Genomic DNA, 19561 nt, shown 5'->3' on the forward strand with positions numbered 1-19561 from the left:
GTCCGGATACGTGGAACCTTGGAGTAACCGTGGTCGCACTCAGTGTTGTCGTCCCCATCTACAACGTTGAGAGATACCTCGACGAATGCCTGCGTTCTCTGCGCGTCCAGACGTGGACCGACTTCGAGGTCGTCATGGTGGACGACGGTTCCAAGGACGGCAGTTCCGACATCGCCGCACGCTTCGCGGAGCAGGACCAGAGGTTCAGGCTCATCAGACAGGAGAACGGGGGGCTTGGCGCGGCGCGCAACACCGGGGCCCGCCACGCGAGAGGCGAGTTCCTCGCCTTCGTCGACAGCGACGACGTCATCCCGTCCTATGCCTTCGGCTACCACCTCAGCAGCCTGCGCCGAACAGGGTCGGACTTCTCCAGCGGGAACGTCCACCTGCTCAACGAGTTGAGGGTCTGGCAGTCTCCCATGCACAGGGAGATCTTCCTGACCACGCGGCCGGGGACGCACATCACCCGGGACGACAGGCTTCTCGTGGACAGGCTCGCCACCAACAAGGTGTGGCGGAAGTCCTTCTGGGACAAGCAGGGAATGTCCTTCCCCGTCGGTGTCCTCTACGAGGACGAGGCCGTGGTGATTCCGCTCCACTTCCTGGCGGGGTCCGTGGACGTTCTGTCCGAGCCCGTCTACCTGTGGCGGCAAAGGCCCAGCGACGACCGCTCCATCACCCAGGACCGGTTCCGTCCCCGTGCCCTGGAGGACCGCTTCCAGGCGGTGACCTCGGTCAGCGACTTCATCATGAGGAGCCAGAGGCCGGAGGACAAGCGGAAGTGGGACCAGGTCGCGCTCGGCCAGGATCTGCGCGCCTTCGTCCAGGTACTCGACCAGGCCGACGACGACTTCCTGGAGCGGTTCCTGGATCTGGCCGCGACCTATCTCGAGACGGTCGACCCACGTGCCCACCGTAGGATGCCCGCGATCGAACGCCTCAAGTGGCACCTGATCGGGGAACGCCGAGGAGCCCAGGTCCAGCAGGTCGTCGCCTTCAGCAAGGGTGTCCAGGCACGGCAGGCGAAGGTCGTGCGGCACGGGCTCCGGTTCTACGGTGACTATCCCTTCAAGGATGATCCCGAGATGGGGATCCCCCGCCGGGTCTACCGACTCGACACCGAACTCGAACTGCGCCAGAAGATCGAGGAGACGACCTGGCGTGACGGCAGGCTCGTGGTCCGGGGGAGGGTCTGCCTCAAGTTCCTCCGACCCAACAAGCGCATCCAGCAGCACCTGAGTGCCTGGGCGGTCAACGGACGTACCGGGAAGAAGGTGCGGCTCCCCGTCTCCGTGCACCAGGCGAACGAGTTCCGCTTCGCCTCCGACGTGGTCACCTCCCGCAAGGACTGGGGAGGGTATGAGGTCACCGTGGACCCGCGGTCACTCCAGACCGACAACACGTGGCAGGACTCCGAGTGGTACATCGAGATCGGGGTGCTCAACCGGGGCTTTCGCAGAACCGCCCGGCTCGCGGAGCCCGGTGAGAGCAAGGTGCGGCGCGTCGGCCCCGCGGAGGTGGCCCCCGGCGTGTGGGTCCGTCCTCACTGGCCCGACGCCCACGAGCTGCGTCTCTCCGTGGACTGCGGACCGGTGCTCCTCACCGGTCACGAACTCCAGGGGGACGAGGTCGTGCTCATCGGCGAACTTCCCGAGGACGCGGTCGAGCAGCCCCTGGGGCTGCGGTTCAGGAGGGAGCCCGGGGACACGGAGATCACGGTTCCCGTCGTCGCGGAGGGCCGCACGTTCCGTGCGCGGGTCCGTCTCGACGAACTCGTCGCGGGCTACACGGAGCGGGTGGGCGTGACGGGGGCCCGCGAGCACGAGGACTGGCGTGTGGAGCTGGAGACGCCGTCAGGAACCAAGGACGTCACCAGCGCACGACGCGTGGAACCGGCGCGTCACGATTTCGCGGGACTGGCCGTCCTGGTGAGCACTGACTTCTCCCAGCGTCTCAGCCTTCGCGTGGAGCGGCAGTCCGCCGTCATCACGTCGGTGCGCTGGGAGGGCGGGGAACTGCTTCTGTCCGGTGAGTACCACGGGGAGGACCCTGCGGGTCTCTCCTTCCTGCTGTCCGCCAAGGAGCGGATGGACGAGCGGATCTTCCCGATGAGGTTCGAGGGATCGACCTTCCACATCCGCTTCGCTCCCACGGCCATGCCGTTCTTCGGCCAGACCCTCCCCCTGGCCTCTGGCGCCTACAGGTTCCTCCTGAGGCGCGACGACGGGACCGATCACCGCGACGCCCTGATGGGGATGGACGCCGCCCTGCTGCGGTCGCTTCCCTCGACCTTCGACGAGGACGGGCCGGCGGCCAGCCTGGAAGCGGACAGCGAGGGCCGGCCCTGGCTGAGGGTCAACGGCGCCCTCCGCGCGGATGAGCAGGGATCCTACGCGCAGCAGCTCCTGCGGGAGAAGAACTACCCGGCCTTCCGGAAGAAGCCCGTGGCCCCGGGCCTGCTCTTCGACGCCTACTCGGGCAAGCAGTACTCCGACAGCCCCCGGGGCATCTGCGAGGAACTGGCGCGCCGGGGCGTCGAGGCGCCGATGTCCTGGCTGGTCAAGGACCGCCAGGTCAGACTGCCCGAAGGACTGGGCGAGGTCCACGTGTCGAGCAGGGAGTACTTCGAGGCGTTCGCCCGCTCGGAGTACATCGTCTCCAACGCCCACCTGCCGACCTGGTTCGACAAGCGCCCGGGGCAGAAGGTGGTGCAGACCTGGCACGGTTCCATGCTCAAGCGCATCGGCTTCGACATCGAGGACGTCCGGTTCGGTAACCGCGACTACCACGAGCGCCTGCTCCGGGAGACCCACCAGTGGGACTACCTGATCTCTCCCAGCCCGTGGGCCACACCGATCCTGCGCAGCGCGTTCCGGTACGAGGGGGAGATCCTGGAGACCGGTTACCCGCGCAACGACCTCTTCCACGCCCCCGAGCGGGAGGCCGTCAAGGAGAGGGTGCGTCAGCGGTTGGGCCTTCCCGCAGGCAAGCGTGTCGTGCTCTACGCGCCGACCTGGCGCGACAACAAGTTCTACTCGGCGGGCAAATACAAGCTGGACCTGCAACTCGACCTGGCCCGCATGCACGAGGCACTGGGCGACGACCACGTGCTGTTGGTGCGATGCCACCCCAACATCGTCGACCGTGTGCCGGTGGTGGGTGAGGACTTCGTCTACGACGTGTCGGCGTATCCGGAGGTCCAGGAGTTGTTCCTGGTGACGGACGTCCTGGTGACGGACTACTCGTCGCTGATGTTCGACTTCGCCAACACCGGCCGTCCGATGCTGTTCTTCACCTACGACCTGGAGGAGTACCGGGACCACCTGCGCGGCTTCTACTTCGACTTCGAGGAGACCGCTCCCGGCCCCCTGCTGCGCACCTCGGACGAGGTGATCGAGGCGATTCGCGGGGCCGACGAGGTGAGGGAACGGCACAAGGACCGCTACGAGGCCTTCGTCGAGCAGTTCTGTCCGCTGGACGACGGAAAGGCCGCCACGCGAGTCGTCGACCGGGTCTTCAGCCACCTCCTGTGAACGGTTCCGTGCCGACAGGCGGGAGGGTGTGAACCCCTCCGGCAGGAAAAGTGACGCGCGCCACTTCCGTCTGTCACGTGTCGAACTCGAACCCGTAACAGAAATCCTCCTTCTTTCCTGGCCCTTTCGCGTTCCGTTCCCACCGGAGTGTGATTCCCCTTGCAGCCGCGGGAAGGGGAACGGTTCCGTTCCCCGCCGGTGAGCGGGACCCGGCGTGTGTCCCCCGGTCTCGAAGGGCGCCGTTGACGGCCTCCGGTGCCACGAGGGCTCCCCGGCGCGGGGTTCGGCGGATTCCCCGTCACCTTGGTGTAGTCCGAGTCCGGTGCGGTGTCAGGCCCCCGGGGCGTGGGCGCGCTGGTGGGTCGGGGCGCGGTGACCGCTGCCTCGGGCCCCCGGTGCGGACGGCTCCCGTCGTGTGCGTTCGCGGCGGGCGGGGGCCGGTGTGGGCGTTAGTCAGTGTTCACCTGGCGGCAAAATGGGATGAAACATCACGTAGCCTGGCTGTGGCCAGGGCGACGCCTTCGATGGCTCGGCCAGGACCCCTCGCCCCGCTCCGAGAAGTCTCGCGCTGCGGTCTGGCCATGTTCCCCTCCGAATTTTCCTGACCCGAGGTGGTGGACTTCTCTGTGTCTGCACCTTCTGTGAACGTCGTCGACGCGAGCCATGGGACACCTGTTCCCAGCCCTTCCCGGTCGACGGCGAAACGGGAGTACCGGCCCGAGATCGAAGGGCTGCGTGCCGTCGCAGTGTCGCTGGTGGCCGTCTACCACATCTGGTTCGGGACGGTCTCCGGCGGCGTCGACGTGTTCCTGCTGCTCACCGGCTTCCTCATCACCGGATCGCTGGTACGCGCGATGGAGCGCGGGACGGGCGTGGCCTTCCGGGCCTTCTGGGCGAGGCTCATCAAGCGGCTCTTTCCGGCCGCCGCCGTCGTCATGGCCGGTGTGCTGGTCGCGACCTTCCTGTGGATGCCGCGTTCTCGCTGGTCGGACATCATCTCCGACGTCTTCGCGTCCGCTCTGTACTACCAGAACTGGCACCTGGCCTTCGGCGCGGTCGACTACCTGGCGGAGCACGACGGGGCCAGCCCGCTCCAGCACTTCTGGTCGCTGGCCATCCAGGGGCAGTTCTACCTGGTGTGGCCCACCCTCCTGGCCGCCGCCGGCCTGATCGCCCCCCGGATCGGGTGGAGCGTGCGCAAGGCCGCCATCGCCGCCGTGGCGGCGGTCTTCGTCGCCTCGTTCTCCTACTCGCTGTTCATCACCCACTCCGACCCGTCCTGGGCCTACTTCGACGGCGCCGCCCGTGTGTGGGAACTGGCCCTGGGCGGGGTCCTGGCGCTGACGGTGTCCCGGATCCGCCTGCCACGCGCGCTGCGCGTGGTCTTCGGCTGGGTCGGCCTGTTCGCGCTGGTCCTGTGCGGGCTGCTGGTCCCGTCCTCCCTCTCCTTCCCCGGGTTCGTCGCCCTGTGGCCCACAGGCGCGGCCATCCTGGTCATCCTGGCGGGGACCACGGGGAGCCCGGTGGCGGCCGACCGCTTCCTGACCTGGCGCCCCCTGGTCTACTTCGGCAGCCTCTCCTACGCGCTCTTCCTGTGGCACTGGCCGGTGCTCCTCTTCTACCTGGAGGTCACGGAGAGGAACAGCCCCAGCCTGATCGGAGGCTTCTACGTCCTGGGCACCTCCCTCGTGCTGGCCTTCGCGACCAAGCGACTGGTCGAGGGAAACGCCGACCGGCTGGCGGCACTGCGTCCCAGCCGCAGGGCCTCCCTCGCGGTGGGCGCGCTCTTCCTCGTGCCGGTCCTGATCGCCGCGGGGGCGTGGGAGATGCGCATCCAGTACGACCGTGAGCTCCGTGAGACCCTCGCCTCCGACGTGGACAGCTACCCGGGAGCACGGGTCCTCGTGGACGAGGAGTCCGCCGGGCGGCTCCCGGACCTGCCGGTCTACCCCGACACGGCCGACGCGCGCGCCCTCTCCCTCGACCGGATCTATGAGTGCCACGCACGCATTCCGCAGACCGAGATGGTCAGTTGCGAGTTCGGCCCCGAGGACGCGGAACGGACCATCGCGCTGGTGGGCAGTTCGCACGCCATCCACTGGATGGAGGGGCTGCGCGAGGTGACCGAGGCCCGGGGATGGCGTCTGGTCACCTTCACCAAGGACGTCTGCCAGTTCAGCGCCGCCGTCGAGATGCGCGAGGGCGCGGTCTACTCCGAGTGCGAGGAGTGGAAGACCGAGCAGATGGAACGGCTCCGCGAACTGCGTCCGGACGCTGTCTTCACCACCGGTACGCGCTCCCAGGCGGCCCCGGACGAGGAGTACGTGCCCGACGGGTACCTGGAGCGCTGGCAGGAGATGGACGAGCTGGGCATCGAGGTGATCGCCGTCCGCGACACCCCGCGACTGGACTTCATCGCCCCGGACTGCGTGGACAAACACGGAGGGTCGGAGTGCGCGACGGAGGTCGGCTACGGGCTTGCGGCGGAGTCACCCATCGACAGCCTCGCCGGTGTGCCCGACAACGTGCACTCCATCGACCTGACGGAGCAGCTGTGCCCGCAGGGAACCTGTGCGTCCGTCATCGGCAACCAGCTGGCCTACTACGACAACAGCCATTTCACGTACTCGTTCTCCCGATCGCTGTCCTGGCTCCTGGAACCGGCGATCCTGGAAGTTACTGGATGGTAGATACGCCTGGTCGGGACGCCCGTCGCCGCGGGACCGTCCCGTACCCGCACTCACATGGAAGGGCTCGGAGACCGGGCGTTCCGCCGTACCGCGTTTCCCTTCGCCGTTCCTGCCGTACTCATGGAGTGGATGGATGAGTCCCAAACTCAGTGTCGTTGTCCCGTTCTACAACGTGGAGGAGTACTTCGACGCGTGCCTCGCCTCGGTGGCGCGGCAGACGTTGGGGGACCTCGAGGTCGTGATGGTCGACGACGGATCTCCGGACCAGAGCCTGGCCATCGCCGAGAGGTGGGCGGCCAGGGACGAGCGCTTCCGCGTGGTCCGGCAGGAGAACCAGGGCCTGGGCCCCGCCCGGAACACCGGTGCGCGCCACGCCCGGGGCGAGTACCTGGCCTTCCTCGACAGCGACGACGTCCTGCCGGTCAACGCCTACGAACTGCTCGTCTCCTCCCTGGAGAAGACAGGTTCGGACTTCGCCAGCGGTAACGTCGTGCGCTTCAACAGTCGGGGGACCTACCCCTCGGACATGCACCAGGGACTCTTCCGGAACACCCGGCTCAAGACGCACGTGTCCAAGGAGAACGCCCTGCTCCGGGACCGGATCGCCTGTAACAAGGTGTTCCGGACCTCCTTCTGGCGGGCGGAGGGCTTCGAGTTCCCCCCGGGCCGGTACGAGGACGTGCCGGTCATCGTGCCGGCGCACGCCCAGGCGCGCAGCGTGGACATCCTGCGCCACACCGTGTACCACTACCGGGCCAGGGAGGGCGGCAACGCCTCCATCACCCAGCAGCGGACCGACCCGGCCAACATGCGGGCCCGCGTCCTGTCGGTCACCAGCGCCAGCCAGTCGCTCGGCAGCGCCGGTCACCATGCGCTCCGCCGCGCCTACGACAGCCGCGTGCTGGTGGACGACTTCTGGATCTTCATGCGGCTCCTGCCCCTCGTCACCGAGGAGTTCCGCCAGGAGTTCGCGGAACTGGTCATCGCCTACGTGGACAAGATCGACCCCGGGATCCTGGACGAGCTCCCCGCTTCGAGCCGGCTCCAGTACTGGCTGCTGCGCAACGGCCGGATGGAAGAGCTCATGGCCGTGATCGGCTACGGCCGCGGCGTGCGGGAGGCCGTGCGGCACGGCGGCCACTGGTACGGGAACTACCCCTATTTCCAGGATCCCGAGACCGGCATCCCCGACGACGTCTACCGGCTGGACCAGGAGCTCACCCTCCGCACCGTGGTCACCGAGCTGTACTGGCGCGCGGACCGCCTCCACCTGAGCGGTTACGCCGCCATCAACCACATCGGCGCTCCCTCCCAGGAGGCGAACCGGATCACCCTCCGCCTCAAACACACACGCCTCGGACTGACCAAGACCCTCCCGGTCCGTCAGTTCGCGGACCCGACCGCCAACAACCGCATCGGCCAGTCCAGGAGCGTGGAGTGGTCGGCCTTCGAGACCACGATCGACCTGAGTCGGCTCCGGGTCGCCGGGATGCTGGTCCGCGGCACGTGGGAGGTCACGGTCCAGGTCCAGGGCCAGGGAGTCACCCGCGAGGGGCCGCTCGGCGAGGCCAAGAAGGACGGGGTCCTCCGGCCCGCCGGAGCCTACTTCGTCGGAGACAGCACCCGGGTCCTGCCGACCTTCGAGGCGGGCGGACGCTTCATGGTCCGGGTGGAGAAGAAGTACGCCCTGCACCGCAGGGACTGGATCGAGGACGGCCACTGGCACGTCGAGTGCGAGCTTCCCCGCGGCGGCACGATCGACGAGCCGGTCCTGGAGGTCGTCCGACGCGTGGGCTCGTTGCGCCACTCCTACCCGATGACGCTCCATGAGGACGCGGACGGGCGCAGGTACCTCGGCGCGTCCGTCCCCGTGGAGACCCTGGTCTCCTTCCCCGGCACGGACGAGAACACGTCGGAGGACGAGTCCGGGTCCGTGTGGTCCGAGGAGCTGGACTGGGAGCTGCGTGTGGTCCCCAAGGCCAAGCGCTCGGAGCAGTTCAACCTGGTCGTCTCCGCCGACTTCGAGGAGCACCGCGTCCGGGTGGGGCGCAGCGAGCTGGTGGTCACCCGGAGCAAGCACGGTGCCCTGCTCCTGGTCGACCGCCTGCCCCGCATGGTGATCCAGCGGTACAGGTGGACGGACACCGGCACCCTGCACATGATCGGGGACTACAACGGCGACCCGGAGGAGAGGCCGACCAGCCTCCAGCTGCGTAAACGCCTGTCCCACCTGGTGCACTCCTTCCCCGTCACCTGGGTCGACAACACCTTCACCGTCAAGATCGAGCCGGGGAGGACGAGCGCCTGGGGCGAGGAGCGGGGGCTCCCCCGCGGGAGGTGGGACCTGGTCGTGCACCGCCAGGACGGCACCGAGAATCCTGTCATGCTCAACCGTCATCTGGGCGGGACGGAGCACGACGACCACCGCCATCACCGACAGCGCTTCACGATCCTGCCGCGCCGCCTCTACGAGATGTCGCTCAGAGTCCAGGCGGACTTCACCGGCGAGGAGGGCAGCGGCTTCGGACGCCTCCGCCTGCGCGATGAGCTCTACCCGCGACTGCGCGAAGAGCCCCTGCGCGACATGGTGCTGTTCGAGAGCTACTTCGGCAAGCAGTTCTCGTGCAACCCGAAGGCCGTCTACGAGGAGCTGCGGGCCCGGAACACGGAGATGGAGCTGGTCTGGGCGACCGATGACGGCAGTCTCCGCATCCCCGACGGCGGCCGTACCGTCCTGATCGGCAGCGCGGAGCACCTGGAGGCGCTGGCCCAGGCCCGGTTCATCGTCAGCAACTGCGGTATCCAGCACTGGTATGTCAAGCGCGAGGGCCAGGTCTACCTTCAGACCTGGCACGGAAGTCCTCTGAAGAAGGTGGGGCTGGACGTCTCCAACGCCTCCTTCGACCGTGCGCAGGAGCGGCTGCGCAGACTGGCCGATGACGCGCAGAAGTGGGACGTCCTGCTCTCGCAGAGCGCCTTCACCACGCCGATCATGCGGCGGGCCATGGCCTACGAAGGAGAGGTCGCTGAGATCGGCTACCCGCGCAACGACGCCCTGCACGCTCCCGACGCCGATGAGCGTGCGAAGCGGGTCCGTGAGGCCCTGGGCATCGCCCCGGACAAGCGGGTCGTCCTGTACGCGCCCACCTGGCGGGACGAGGGCAACACGGCGAGCGGCACCTACCAGTTCGACCTGCGGCTGGACATCGAGCGCATGCGCGAGAAGCTCGGCGAGGACCACGTCGTCCTGCTGCGACTGCACCACCTGATCAACAGGCACCACGTGACCCGTGAGGACGAGTTCGTCAAGGACGTCTCCAGCTACCCGGACGTCAACGACCTGTGCCTGGCCTCCGACGTCCTGATCAGTGACTACTCCTCGCTGATGTTCGACTACGCGGGGACGGGCCGTCCCATACTCGTCTACGGCTACGACTACGAGCAGTACCGGGACCACACCCGCGGCCTCTCCTTCGACCTGGAGGAGTACGGTCCCGGGCCGATCCTGCGGGACACCGGCGAGATCGTCGAGGCGCTGGTCGACCTGGAGGGCCACCAGGAGAAGTCCAAGAAGCAGTACGAGACGTTCCGTGAGCTCTTCTGCCCGCACGAGGACGGGAAGTCGGCCGCCAGGGCGGTCGACCTGTTCCTGAGCAGGCGCTGAGCAGAGCTGAGGCACGCGCGGACGTGCTTCCACACCGGAGGGGATGAGTAGAGTGCGGATTCTGCTGACCGGAGGAGCCGGGTACATCGGCTCCCACACCGCGGTCGAGCTGGTCGCGCGCGGGCACCGGGTGGTCGTCCTGGACAACCTGGTCAACAGCAGCGAGGAGGCCGTGCGCCGGGTCGAGAAGATCACCGGCGCGCAGATCCCGTTCGTGCGGGGCGACTGCACCGAGCACGGCGTCGTCGAGCGCCTCCTGGTGGAGCACGGCATCGAGGCCGTGGTGCACTTCGCCGGGCTCAAGGCGGTGGGGGAGTCCGTCAGCCAGCCGCTGCGGTACTACCGCAACAACCTGGACGCCCTGCTCACGCTCGCCGAGACGATGGACCGCGTCGGAGTGCGCGACCTGGTGTTCAGCTCCTCGGCCACCGTCTACGGCGACCCGGAGACGGTGCCGATCGCCGAGGGCAGCGCGCTGCGGGTGACCAACCCCTACGGCGCGACCAAGCTGTTCGGCGAGAGGATCCTGGAGGACCTCGCGGTGAGCGCCGCCGACTGGCGCATCACCGTGCTGCGGTACTTCAACCCGGTCGGCGCCCACCCCAGCGGCCTGATCGGGGAGGACCCCAACGACATCCCCAACAACCTCTTCCCCTACATCTCCAAGGTCGCCGCGGGGAGGCTGCCCGAGCTCACGGTCTTCGGAGACGACTACGACACCGCGGACGGGACGGGGGTCCGGGACTACCTGCACGTGGTGGACCTGGCCCGGGGACACGTCGCGGCGCTCGACCACCTGGCCTCGCAGAAGGGGCTCAGGGCCTTCAACCTGGGGACGGGGAGGGGCACCTCCGTCATGGAGGCGATCCGCGCCTTCGAGGCGGCCTGCGGTCGCGCCATCCCCTTCCGGGTCGGGCCGCGCCGCGACGGGGACATCGCCACCTGCTTCGCCGACCCGGGGCTGGCCAACCGCGAACTGGGCTGGCGGGCCGAGCACACGGTGGCCGAGGCCTGCGCCGACGCCTGGCGCTGGCAGTCGGCCAACCCCGACGGCTACAGGTGACCCCGCGGAGCGCGGATCGGCACCGCCCTCCGCGCTCCCGGGCCACCAGTGCGCCCTGCGGCCGGGGACAACCTTCTCGAAGCGCCAAGCGTCGATGAGACGATGCCAAAAGAAGGGCAAAACCGGGCATGGAACACGACTGGGACGAAGAGCTCGAAGATTACGAAGAAGGCGAAGAGCACTTCTACGACGATGAGGGCGCCTTCGGCGTCGGCCTCCCGCTGACGGCCGGATCCACCCACGAGGAGTGGACCCGGCGGGACTGACCCCGGAGAACCCGCCACCGGGATCCCGCTCAGTCGGCGGCGGTCCTCTCCGTCCTCCTCGAAGCTCGCTCCGCAGCGCTCCGGTCGGGCAGGAGCACACCCAGGCCCCAGTGCAGCAGCAGGCCGCTGACGAGCCCCACGAGCCACCCGTAGTCCGCCAGCGGGGCGAGGAACGGGACCAGGCCCTCGGTCGGGAAGGGCCCCGAGCCCTCGGGGGAGTGCGAACCTCCCACGGCCAGCAGCGAGCCGACGCCGAAGGCCACCAGGGCGCGCCAGTTCCATCCGTGCCGGTACCAGTACTCCGAGCCGCGCTCGTACAGCGCGGGCAGGTCCATCCGCGTGCGGCGCAGCAGCCAGTAGTCGGCGAGCAGGATGCCCGCCACGGTGCCCAGGAGGCCGCCCACCGTGCCCAGCCAGGTGAAGATGTAGACGCTTTCGTTCTCCAGCAGCCGCCACGGCATGATCAGCACGCTGAGCACGCAGGTGACGATCGCCCCGGTACGGAAGCTGATCAGCCGCGGCCTGAGGTTGGACAGGTCGTAGGCCGGGCCTACCAGGTTGGCCGCGATGTTGGTGGAGACGGTGGCCAGCAGCACGACGAAGACCGCGAAGAGCAGGCCGATCCCGCTGTCCATCCGCGCGACGACGTCGATCGGGTTCCACAGGGGCTCGCCGTAGACGGCCGCGGTGCCCGCCGTGACCATGACGGCCAGCAGGGAGAACAGCGTCATCGTGGTGGGCAGGCCCAGCGACTGGCCCACCACCTGGGCGCGCTGGGAGGAAGAGAAGCGGGTGAAGTCGCTGATGTTGAGGGTCAGGGTCGCCCAGTAGCCGATCACGCCCATCAGCGACGGGAAGAACAGCGCCCAGAAGGAGGGCCCCCAGTCCAAGGGCTCACCGGAGTCCAGGGACAGCATCGTGCCCAGGCCCCCGGCCTCCACGGCCATCCAGGCCAGCAGCGCGACGCCGCCGAGGATCATCAGCGGCGCGGCCCACACCTGGATCCGGCGCACGCCCTCCATGCCCCACAGGATGATCGCGAGCTGGGCGACCCAGAACAGGCCGAAGGACAGCCACAGCGTCCACGGCTGGCCGCCCAGCGCCGCCGCCCCCGTCCACCCGTCGCCGAGCAGGCGTCCGACGAGGACGTACACTCCCTGGCCGCCGACCCAGGTCTGGATGCCGTACCAGCCGCAGGCGACCGCGCCGCGCAGCAGCGCGGGCAGGTTGGCGCCGCGCAGGCCGAAGGAGGCGCGCGCGAACACGGGGAAGGGGATGCCGTACCTGGCGCCCGCGTGGCCGGTCAGCACCATGGGCAGCAGGACGACGAGGTTGCCCAGGACCACGGCGAGCATGGCCTGGCGCCAGTCCAGGCCCGCCGCGATCAGGCCGCTGGCCAGGGTCCAGGCCGGGATGCTCACCGACATGCTCACCCACAGGGCGCCGAAGCTGCCGGTGCCCCAGGTGCGCCGGGACATCGGGACGGGCTGGAGGTCGGCGTTGACGTAGGGGCCCTCGGGCAGGGAGGCCCCCTCGGCCAGGGAGACCCGGCCGTCGGGATGGGTGACGGTGGCGGGTTCCGGCGGGGTCGGGGTGTGGGTCACGGGTCACCTGGTCTCGGTGGGCGGTCGGGGAGGGGCGGGGGACGCAGCGCTGCCGGGCCCGCCGGGGGCGGGACCCGTGGGAGCGGCGAAAAGTCCGGAGATGTTCCGGGCCGCCGAATATCCTCGCACGTCACAAGGCGCACAGGTGCCGCGGGCGGGTCGGGAGGGCTGCCACGGGATCACGCGTCCCCGAAGGGGCGCGCCCGCCCGTGCCCCGGCGGCCCCGCGGCGCGGATCAGGACACGGCCGGGACGACGTGGCGCCCGTAGGCGTCGATGACCCCGTCCACGTCGTCGTGCATCGCGTACACCGCGAACTGGTCCACGCCCGCCTCCCGGAGCCGCTCCAGCCTCTCCAGGTGCTCCTCCACCGGCCCCACCAGGCAGAACCGGTCGACGATGCCGTCCGGGACGAACGCGGTGTCGGGGTTGTCCGCCCGACCGTGGTGGCTGTAGTCGTAGCCCCGCCGGGCCCTGACGTAGTCGGTCAGCTCCTGCGGGACCGCGTCGGAGGAGTCGCCGTAGCGGGCGACCAGGTCGGCCACGTGGTTGCCCACCATCCCGCCGAACCAGCGGCACTGCTCCCGCGCGTGGGCCAGTCCCCGCGCGGAGCCGTCGGTGACGTAGGCGGGCGCCGCCACGCACACCGTCACCTCGTCGGGGTCGCGCCCGGCGTCGGCCGCGGCCGTGCGCACCGCCCTGACCATCCACCCGGTCAGGTAGGGGTCGGCCAGCTGGAGGATGAAGCCGTCCGCCTGGCGGCCCGCCAGCTCCAGGGCCCGGGGTCCGTAGGCTCCCATCCACACGGGCAGGGCGCCGTCGCGCACCCACGGCAGGCGTATGTCCGCGCCGTCCACGTCGGCCTCCCGGCCCTCGGCCAGGTCCTTGATCGCGCGCATCGCCCGGGACAGGCGTTCCAGGGTGGCGGGTCGGCGGCCCGCCACGCGCATGGCCGAGTCGCCCCGGCCGATCCCGCACACCGTCCGGTTGCCGAACATGTCGTTCAGGGTGGCGAACAGCGAGGCGGTCACCTCCCAGGTGCGCGTGCCCGGGTTGGTCACCATGGGCCCCACGACCAGGTCGCGGGTGCGTTCCAGGACGCGGCTGTAGACGACGAAGGGCTCCTGCCAGAGCACGACCGAGTCGAAGGTCCACCCGTGGGTGAAGCCGTACCCCTCCGCGCGGACCATCCGCTCGACCAGCAGGTCGGCGGGCGGGTCGGTCTGGAGGACGAGTCCGATGTCCATGTGCTGCCCTCTCGTTCAGACCAGGTACTGGCAGGTGGAGCGGGGCACGTACCGGCCGTGCCCGGCCTCGCCCAGGTAGGCGCCGCGGTCCACCACGACCCGTCCGCGCGAGAGCACGGTGCGGGCCCGGCCGGTGACCCGCCTGCCCTCGTAGGCGGAGTAGTCCACGTTCATGTGGTGCGTCTCGGCCGACAGGACCTGCTCGGCGCCGGGGTCGTAGACCACGATGTCGGCGTCCGAGCCCGGGCAGATCGTGCCCTTGGCCGGGTACAGGCCGAACATGCGGGCCGGGGTGGCGCAGGCGATCTCGATCCACCGGCGCCTGCCGATGCGGCCCTCCACCACGGCCTGGTGCAGCAGGTCCATGCGGTGCTCGACGCCGGGCATGCCGTTGGGGATCCTGGAGAAGTCGCCCCGGCCCAGGTCCTTCTGCCCGGTGAAGCAGAACGGGCAGTGGTCGGTGGAGACCACGGACAGGTCGTTGGTGCGCAGCGCCCGCCACAGGTGCTCCTGGTGCTCCCGGGGCCGCAGCGGTGTGGAGCACACGTACTTGGCACCCTCGAAACCGGGCTCGGCGAGGTTGTCGGCGGACAGGAACAGGTACTGGGGGCAGGTCTCACCGAACACGTTGAGCCCCATCCCGCGCGCCCGGGCCAGCTCCTCCACCGCCTCCCGGGCCGAGACGTGCACCACGTACAGCGGCGCGCCCGCCACGCGGGCGAGCTGGACGGCGCGGTGGGTGGCCTCCGACTCCAGCAGGGCCCTGCGGACCTCGCCGTGGTACCTCGGGTCGGTCCTGCCCTCGGCCAGGGCCTGCTCGACCAGCACGTCGATGGCGATGCCGTTCTCGGCGTGCACCATGGTCAGCGCGCCGTTGGCGGCGCCGCGCTGCATGGCCCGCAGGATCTGGCCGTCGTCGCTGTAGAACACGCCCGGGTAGGCCATGAACAGCTTGAACGAGGTCACGCCCTCGTCGACGAGGGCGTCCATCTCCCTGAGCGAGGAGGCCTGGACGTCGGAGAGGATGGCGTGGAAGGCGTAGTCCACCGCGCAGTTGCCCTCGGCCTTGGCCATCCACGCGTCCACGCCCGCGCGCACCGGCTCCCCGGGCCGCTGGATGGCGAAGTCGACGATGGTGGTGGTGCCGCCCCAGGCGGCGGCCCGGGTGCCGGTCTCGAAGGTGTCGGAGGAGGAGGTGCCGCCGAACGGCATCTCCATGTGGGTGTGGCCGTCCACCCCGCCGGGGACGACGTAGTGTCCGGCGGCGTCGATGACCTCGGCGCCGCTGTCGGCCCAGGAGCGGGCGGCGTCGCTGCCGCGCAGCGCGAGCGCGGCCACCCTCTCGCCCTCCACGAGGACGTCGGCCTCGGTCTCCTCTGCCGCGGTGACGACCAGGCCGCCGCGGATGACGGTGCGTCGTGCCATGCCGTGCCCCGCCCCTCAGCCCTGGACCAGCGGGCCGTAGGCGTCGGGCCTGCGGTCGCGGTAGAAGGCCCACTGTTGGCGGACCTCGTCGACCAGGTCCAGGTCCAGGTCGCGCACGACCAGCTCGGCGGAGGTGTCGGAGGCGACGTCGCCGACGAACTGCCCGCGCGGGTCCGCGAAGTAGCTGGTGCCGTAGAAGTCGTTGTCGCCGTACTCCTCCACGCCCACGCGGTTGATCGCGGCGACGAAGTACGCGTTGGCCACGGCCGCCGCGGTCTGCTCCAGCTTCCACAGGTGGGCGGACAGGCCGCGGCTGGTCGCGGACGGGTTGTACACCAGCTGGGCCCCGGCCAGCCCCAGGGCTCGCCAGCCCTCGGGGAAGTGGCGGTCGTAGCAGATGTAGACGCCGATGCGCCCGGCGGCGGTGTCGAAGACCGGCCAGCCGAGGTTGCCGGGGCGGAAGTAGTACTTCTCCCAGAAGCCGTGGACCTGCGGGATGTGGTGCTTGCGGTACTTGCCGAGGTAGCTGCCGTCGGCGTCGACGACCGCGGCGGTGTTGTAGTAGAAGCCGGGGGACTCCACCTCGAAGACCGGCAGGACCATGACGATGCCCAGTTCACGGGCCAGGGCGCTGAACCGGGTGATGGTGGGGCCGTCGGGGACGGCCTCGGCCCAGCGGTGGTGTTCGGGGTCCTGCACCTGGCAGAAGTAGGGGGCGTTGAACACCTCCTGGAAACCGATCACCCGCGCGCCCTGCGCGGCGGCGTCGCGCGCGTGTTTCTCGTGGACGGCGAGCATGGATTCGGTGTCGCCCGTCCATTCGGTCTGGACGAGTGCGGCACGGACGTTGTGCGGCATGTGTTCCTCGTTCCTGCGTGTGCGCCGCCGGGGCGGGCGAGAACGGTTGTTACGTCCGCGTATGTCCTGCTGGCACGGTGGTGCGAGCGGGTGGTGCGCGTGCCGTCGCACCTTAGGTAACGTCGAATGGCCGGTCAATGTCCGACATCCGCGTTCTCCGTGCGCGACCGGGTGAAGGAATCGCGCGATCGTGCCCTTACGGGGCGCGATGTCCTTTCTGTGACACGGATAATTTCGGAGAAAAGGACATGTTTTCCGGAATTTTCCCGCTGAATTTCGGATGAGGACACACACCCCTCCCGGCCGCCGCGCGGTCAGGCGGCGAGGCGGTCCCCGGTGACGGACGCGCCGCCGTGCCCGAGGGGCCCGCCCGCGCCCTCGCTCCGCTCGGCGCGGTCGTCGAAGACGAGGACGATGAGCAGGACCAGGACGACTCCGATGAGGAACAGGCCGCCGCAGCCCAGGCCCAGGAACAGCCAGGGGGAGTGCTCCTTGGGGCCTCCGGGCTCTCCCGGGGAGGGAGGGCCCGAGCGGCCGAATCCGGGTGCGGGAGGCGGGCCCGCGGGGGGCTGCCAGCCGGTGGGCGGCATGCCTCCGGGCGGAGGACCCATGGGCGGCTGGTCTCGGTTCGCGGATCCGTCACCGGGACCGTGCGGGGGCTGGCTCATGGCGGGGCCTGGCTTTCTGCTGCGGGCGGCGGCTGTGCGCCGGTGCCGGGTGGCGCCGTGCGGGAGGCGGCGGTGGCGCGCCGCCGCCTCCTAGTGTGGGGGACATGGCACGACTGCTCATCGTTCACCACACGGTCTCGCCCGCGACCCAGGAACTGCTGGGTGCGGTCCTGGAGGGCGCCCGCGACGACGACGTCGAGGGGGTCGAGGTGCGGGCGGAGGCGGCGCTGTCGGCCACGGCCAGCGACCTGCTCGGCGCCGACGCCGTCATCCTGGGGACCCCGGCCAACATCGGGTACATGTCGGGCGCCCTCAAGGTCTTCTTCGACACGGTCTTCTACCCGGCGCAGGGGGCGACCGAGGGGCTGCCCTACGCGCTGTACGTGCACGGGGACAGCGACACCTCCGGCGCGGTCCGGGCGGTCGAGTCGATCGCCAAGGGCATGGGGTGGCGGCGGCACCGCCCGCCGGTCACCGTGACCGGCCGCCCGGAGGCACGGGACCGCGAGGCCTGCTGGGAGCTGGGCGCCGTCACCGCCCTCGCCGCTCTGGGCAAGGGGTGAGTCGTCCTCGGGACTTGGAACGGCCCCCGGTTCGACCGGGAGCCGTCTCGCGTAGGCCGGTCAGAACTGATCGCTGCCGACAGCCTGACCGATCGGGAACACATGCCGTGTCGCTGCGCAGATCGTCTCCAGCGCATGGACGGGCACGTCCTCGGTGGAGTGGCTGACACGGAGCACCTGCACCACCCATTCGCCGGGGATGTCGAGCAGGTCCGCCTCGTACGGTGTCGCCGGGCGTGCGGTCAGCGTCTCGGTGGCGTGTCCGAACCGGTGCCCGAGGTCCTCGATGGCGGCTTGGAGGGTCGGCAGAACGAATCCCTCACCGTCCAACCTGGTGTTCTCGCCGACGTCCACCCGGAAGTACGACGTACTGACGCGCACGGGAACCTCGTTAGCCCAGAACATCTTGCGTCGGGCGATGACCGGGTCCCCGGGTTCGAGACGTAGTCCCAGGGCAACGTGTTCGTTCGCGGGTTCCTGTCCCACGAACAGCATCTTCCGCTCCGGGGTGAGCCCCTGCTGCTGTGCCTCGGTCAGGTAGAGCGACTTCGAACCGCGTGTGCTCGGAGGGGTCGGTAGCGCACGCTGGACGAGCACGCGCGGGCGTGGGTCGACGGGACCGGTGGGCGCCTTGTGCGCGGGCTCCTCCGCGCCCGCCTTCTTCATCTGGCTCACCCGGCCGGGCGACACTCCAAGGTGCCGGGCGATGTCCTCCTGGCGCATCCCGGACTGCTGGGCCTCGATGATGGCGCCGCGCCGGATCCGGGACAGCTCAACGCTCTGCCCCTGGAGACTCGTCATCGCGGCGGAGGCGGCGCGGGCTCTCTCCAGCGGGTCCGACATGGCGGCGATGTCATGCAATGTCCGTGCGTCCAAGGCGAATCCTCACTTCAGGTACTCCATCACCACGGACTTTAGCCCCCCTATTGCGTCGAGCGAAAGGTCGAGTTGCTGTCATCACACGCAGAGGGTTTAGCTCCTATAAAGTCAGCGACTCCGTGCTGACTCGTGGGTGGCGGAGCGTTTGGCGGTCACACCTCCAGTGTGCCTCAGGCGCCGGAATCCGAGCGTGGCACCGCGTGGCACGCGGCTTGGCGGTCACGGCTGCGCGGTGCCTCGTCCTGACGGCCCGCCGGGCTTCCCAACCGGCACCTCGCCCGAGGAGGCGCCCCATGCGCTACCTGTCTCTGATCGCGTCCGCGCTGTGGCCACCGGCCCGCACGAGCGCACGCCACGCCCGCCGACGCGGATCCCGCGTTCGCCGGTACGCGTCTCGCCCGCCCGCTCCGCGCCCGCACGTCATCACGGGCCCGATTCCGCTCCTCACGCCTCGGATGGCCTCCGGGGCGGAGATTCCTCCGCTTCCTCCCAGGCCCGTGCTTCCCTGGGAAACGGAGCGAACCCCCGAGCCGGTGGACGTGCTCCAGCTCCGACGCGTCGACCGCTCCCAGTTCGGAGTCAGGATCCTGCCGGGGGTCTCCTCCCAGGGGAGTCGCCCCGGGCGTCACCGTCGGACGGTGGCCGCGTGAACGCCCGCGTGTGCGTCTGCGACATCCGCGAGTTGCCGACCGTCCAGGATCTGCGAGCCTGGGCCGCCGCCCACCGGGCCCGAGTGACCTATCTCGGCCCCACCCTGGAGGGCCAGCCCTTGTACGGCGCGTCCCGGGGGCCGGTCACCCGTGTGGCACGGGAGTGCCGTCCGGACCCGCACCCGCACCGGCTCGTCTGGGCGTCGCCGCTGGAACACCTGGCGGTGAGCCGGTGACTCCGCTGGACCATCTGCTCAACGATCTCATCGAGGGCCGGTGGGTGCTCACCCTGGAGGGCGACGAAGTCGTCGCGTACCGGACGCCGGGCTGGACCGGACCGGGCGACCCGCATGAGCGGATCGCCGCTCCCTCCCACGAGGCCATGCGCGCCGAGTTGATGCGCCGACGGAAGGAGAAGGACTGATGGACGGCTGCACGGCCTGGTCGTTGCC

General features: G+C 69.7%; 14 protein-coding genes. 8 read left to right on the top strand and 6 right to left on the bottom strand.

Going from position 1 to position 19561, the window contains the following annotated elements; all coding sequences use genetic code 11:
• Positions 1–29: 29 nt before the first annotated feature.
• From FYW99_RS02535 to FYW99_RS31655, 5 genes are all read left to right on the top strand, one after another.
• Positions 30–3533 carry a bifunctional glycosyltransferase/CDP-glycerol:glycerophosphate glycerophosphotransferase gene (locus tag FYW99_RS02535; protein ID WP_150249600.1) on the top strand — a complete coding sequence of 1168 codons (3504 nt, stop codon included), beginning with the start codon at positions 30–32 and terminating at the stop codon, positions 3531–3533.
• A 641-nt stretch (positions 3534–4174) separates the two neighbouring features.
• Entirely contained in the window at positions 4175–6223 is a 2049-nt protein-coding gene (locus FYW99_RS02540) for an acyltransferase family protein (protein WP_223838666.1), read from the top strand.
• Positions 6224–6356: 133 nt separating this feature from the next.
• The gene (locus tag FYW99_RS02545; protein ID WP_150249606.1) at positions 6357–9887 is read left to right on the top strand and encodes a bifunctional glycosyltransferase/CDP-glycerol:glycerophosphate glycerophosphotransferase; all 3531 of its coding nucleotides are present in this window, start codon (positions 6357–6359) and stop codon (positions 9885–9887) included.
• 52 nt (positions 9888–9939) lie between these two features.
• On the top strand, positions 9940–10950 hold the full coding sequence (gene galE, locus FYW99_RS02550) for a UDP-glucose 4-epimerase GalE (RefSeq protein ID WP_150249884.1): 1011 nt from the start codon (positions 9940–9942) through the stop codon (positions 10948–10950).
• 128 nt (positions 10951–11078) lie between these two features.
• Positions 11079–11216: a hypothetical protein gene (locus tag FYW99_RS31655; RefSeq protein ID WP_190394516.1), complete on the top strand. Its 138-nt coding sequence runs from the start codon at positions 11079–11081 to the stop codon at positions 11214–11216.
• Between the two features lie 29 nt (positions 11217–11245).
• Here the strand turns inward: FYW99_RS31655 and FYW99_RS02555 are convergent, their stop codons facing one another.
• The 5 genes from FYW99_RS02555 to FYW99_RS32775 form a co-directional block, all read right to left on the bottom strand.
• Positions 11246–12820 (bottom strand): NCS1 family nucleobase:cation symporter-1, encoded by a 1575-nt coding sequence (locus FYW99_RS02555; protein WP_150249609.1) that lies wholly within the window; start codon positions 12818–12820, stop codon positions 11246–11248.
• Positions 12821–13055: 235 nt separating this feature from the next.
• Complete coding sequence (locus tag FYW99_RS02560; RefSeq protein ID WP_150249612.1) at positions 13056–14066, bottom strand: TIGR03842 family LLM class F420-dependent oxidoreductase; 1011 nt, start codon at positions 14064–14066, stop codon at positions 13056–13058.
• Between the two features lie 15 nt (positions 14067–14081).
• The gene (gene hydA, locus FYW99_RS02565; protein ID WP_150249616.1) at positions 14082–15491 is read right to left on the bottom strand and encodes a dihydropyrimidinase; all 1410 of its coding nucleotides are present in this window, start codon (positions 15489–15491) and stop codon (positions 14082–14084) included.
• Between the two features lie 15 nt (positions 15492–15506).
• Entirely contained in the window at positions 15507–16349 is an 843-nt protein-coding gene (locus FYW99_RS02570; RefSeq protein WP_150249619.1) for a nitrilase-related carbon-nitrogen hydrolase, read from the bottom strand.
• A 314-nt stretch (positions 16350–16663) separates the two neighbouring features.
• Positions 16664–16960, bottom strand: coding sequence for a hypothetical protein (locus tag FYW99_RS32775; protein ID WP_263364037.1), 297 nt, complete (start codon positions 16958–16960; stop codon positions 16664–16666).
• A gap of 161 nt (positions 16961–17121) precedes the next feature.
• Between FYW99_RS32775 and FYW99_RS02580 the strand changes: the two genes are divergently transcribed.
• Positions 17122–17580, top strand: a complete 459-nt coding sequence (locus FYW99_RS02580; RefSeq protein WP_150249623.1) for a flavodoxin family protein — start codon at positions 17122–17124, stop codon at positions 17578–17580.
• A 60-nt stretch (positions 17581–17640) separates the two neighbouring features.
• Here FYW99_RS02580 and FYW99_RS02585 read toward each other — a convergent pair whose 3' ends face one another.
• On the bottom strand, positions 17641–18456 hold the full coding sequence (locus tag FYW99_RS02585; protein ID WP_150249625.1) for a GntR family transcriptional regulator: 816 nt from the start codon (positions 18454–18456) through the stop codon (positions 17641–17643).
• A 649-nt stretch (positions 18457–19105) separates the two neighbouring features.
• Between FYW99_RS02585 and FYW99_RS02590 the strand changes: the two genes are divergently transcribed.
• On the top strand, positions 19106–19345 hold the full coding sequence (locus tag FYW99_RS02590) for a hypothetical protein (protein WP_223838644.1): 240 nt from the start codon (positions 19106–19108) through the stop codon (positions 19343–19345).
• Positions 19342–19533, top strand: coding sequence for a hypothetical protein (locus tag FYW99_RS02595; protein ID WP_150249628.1), 192 nt, complete (start codon positions 19342–19344; stop codon positions 19531–19533). Before FYW99_RS02590 ends, FYW99_RS02595 begins: the two co-directional genes overlap by 4 nt.
• The last annotated feature ends 28 nt before the right edge of the window (positions 19534–19561 follow it).

This window comes from Nocardiopsis deserti (assembly GCF_008638355.1).
Taxonomy (GTDB): Bacteria; Actinomycetota; Actinomycetes; order Streptosporangiales; family Streptosporangiaceae; genus Nocardiopsis; species Nocardiopsis alborubida.

Excerpts from the sequence above, each read along its gene's own strand:
- FYW99_RS02545 (WP_150249606.1), top strand. The coding sequence starts at position 6,357 with ATGAGTCCCAAACTCAGTGTCGTTGTCCCGTTCTACAACGTGGAGGAG.
- FYW99_RS31655 (WP_190394516.1), top strand. The coding sequence starts at position 11,079 with ATGGAACACGACTGGGACGAAGAGCTCGAAGATTACGAAGAAGGCGAA.
- FYW99_RS02560 (WP_150249612.1), bottom strand. The coding sequence starts at position 14,066 with ATGGACATCGGACTCGTCCTCCAGACCGACCCGCCCGCCGACCTGCTG.
- hydA (WP_150249616.1), bottom strand. The coding sequence starts at position 15,491 with ATGGCACGACGCACCGTCATCCGCGGCGGCCTGGTCGTCACCGCGGCA.
- FYW99_RS02570 (WP_150249619.1), bottom strand. The coding sequence starts at position 16,349 with ATGCCGCACAACGTCCGTGCCGCACTCGTCCAGACCGAATGGACGGGC.
- FYW99_RS32775 (WP_263364037.1), bottom strand. The coding sequence starts at position 16,960 with ATGGGTCCTCCGCCCGGAGGCATGCCGCCCACCGGCTGGCAGCCCCCC.
- FYW99_RS02580 (WP_150249623.1), top strand. The coding sequence starts at position 17,122 with ATGGCACGACTGCTCATCGTTCACCACACGGTCTCGCCCGCGACCCAG.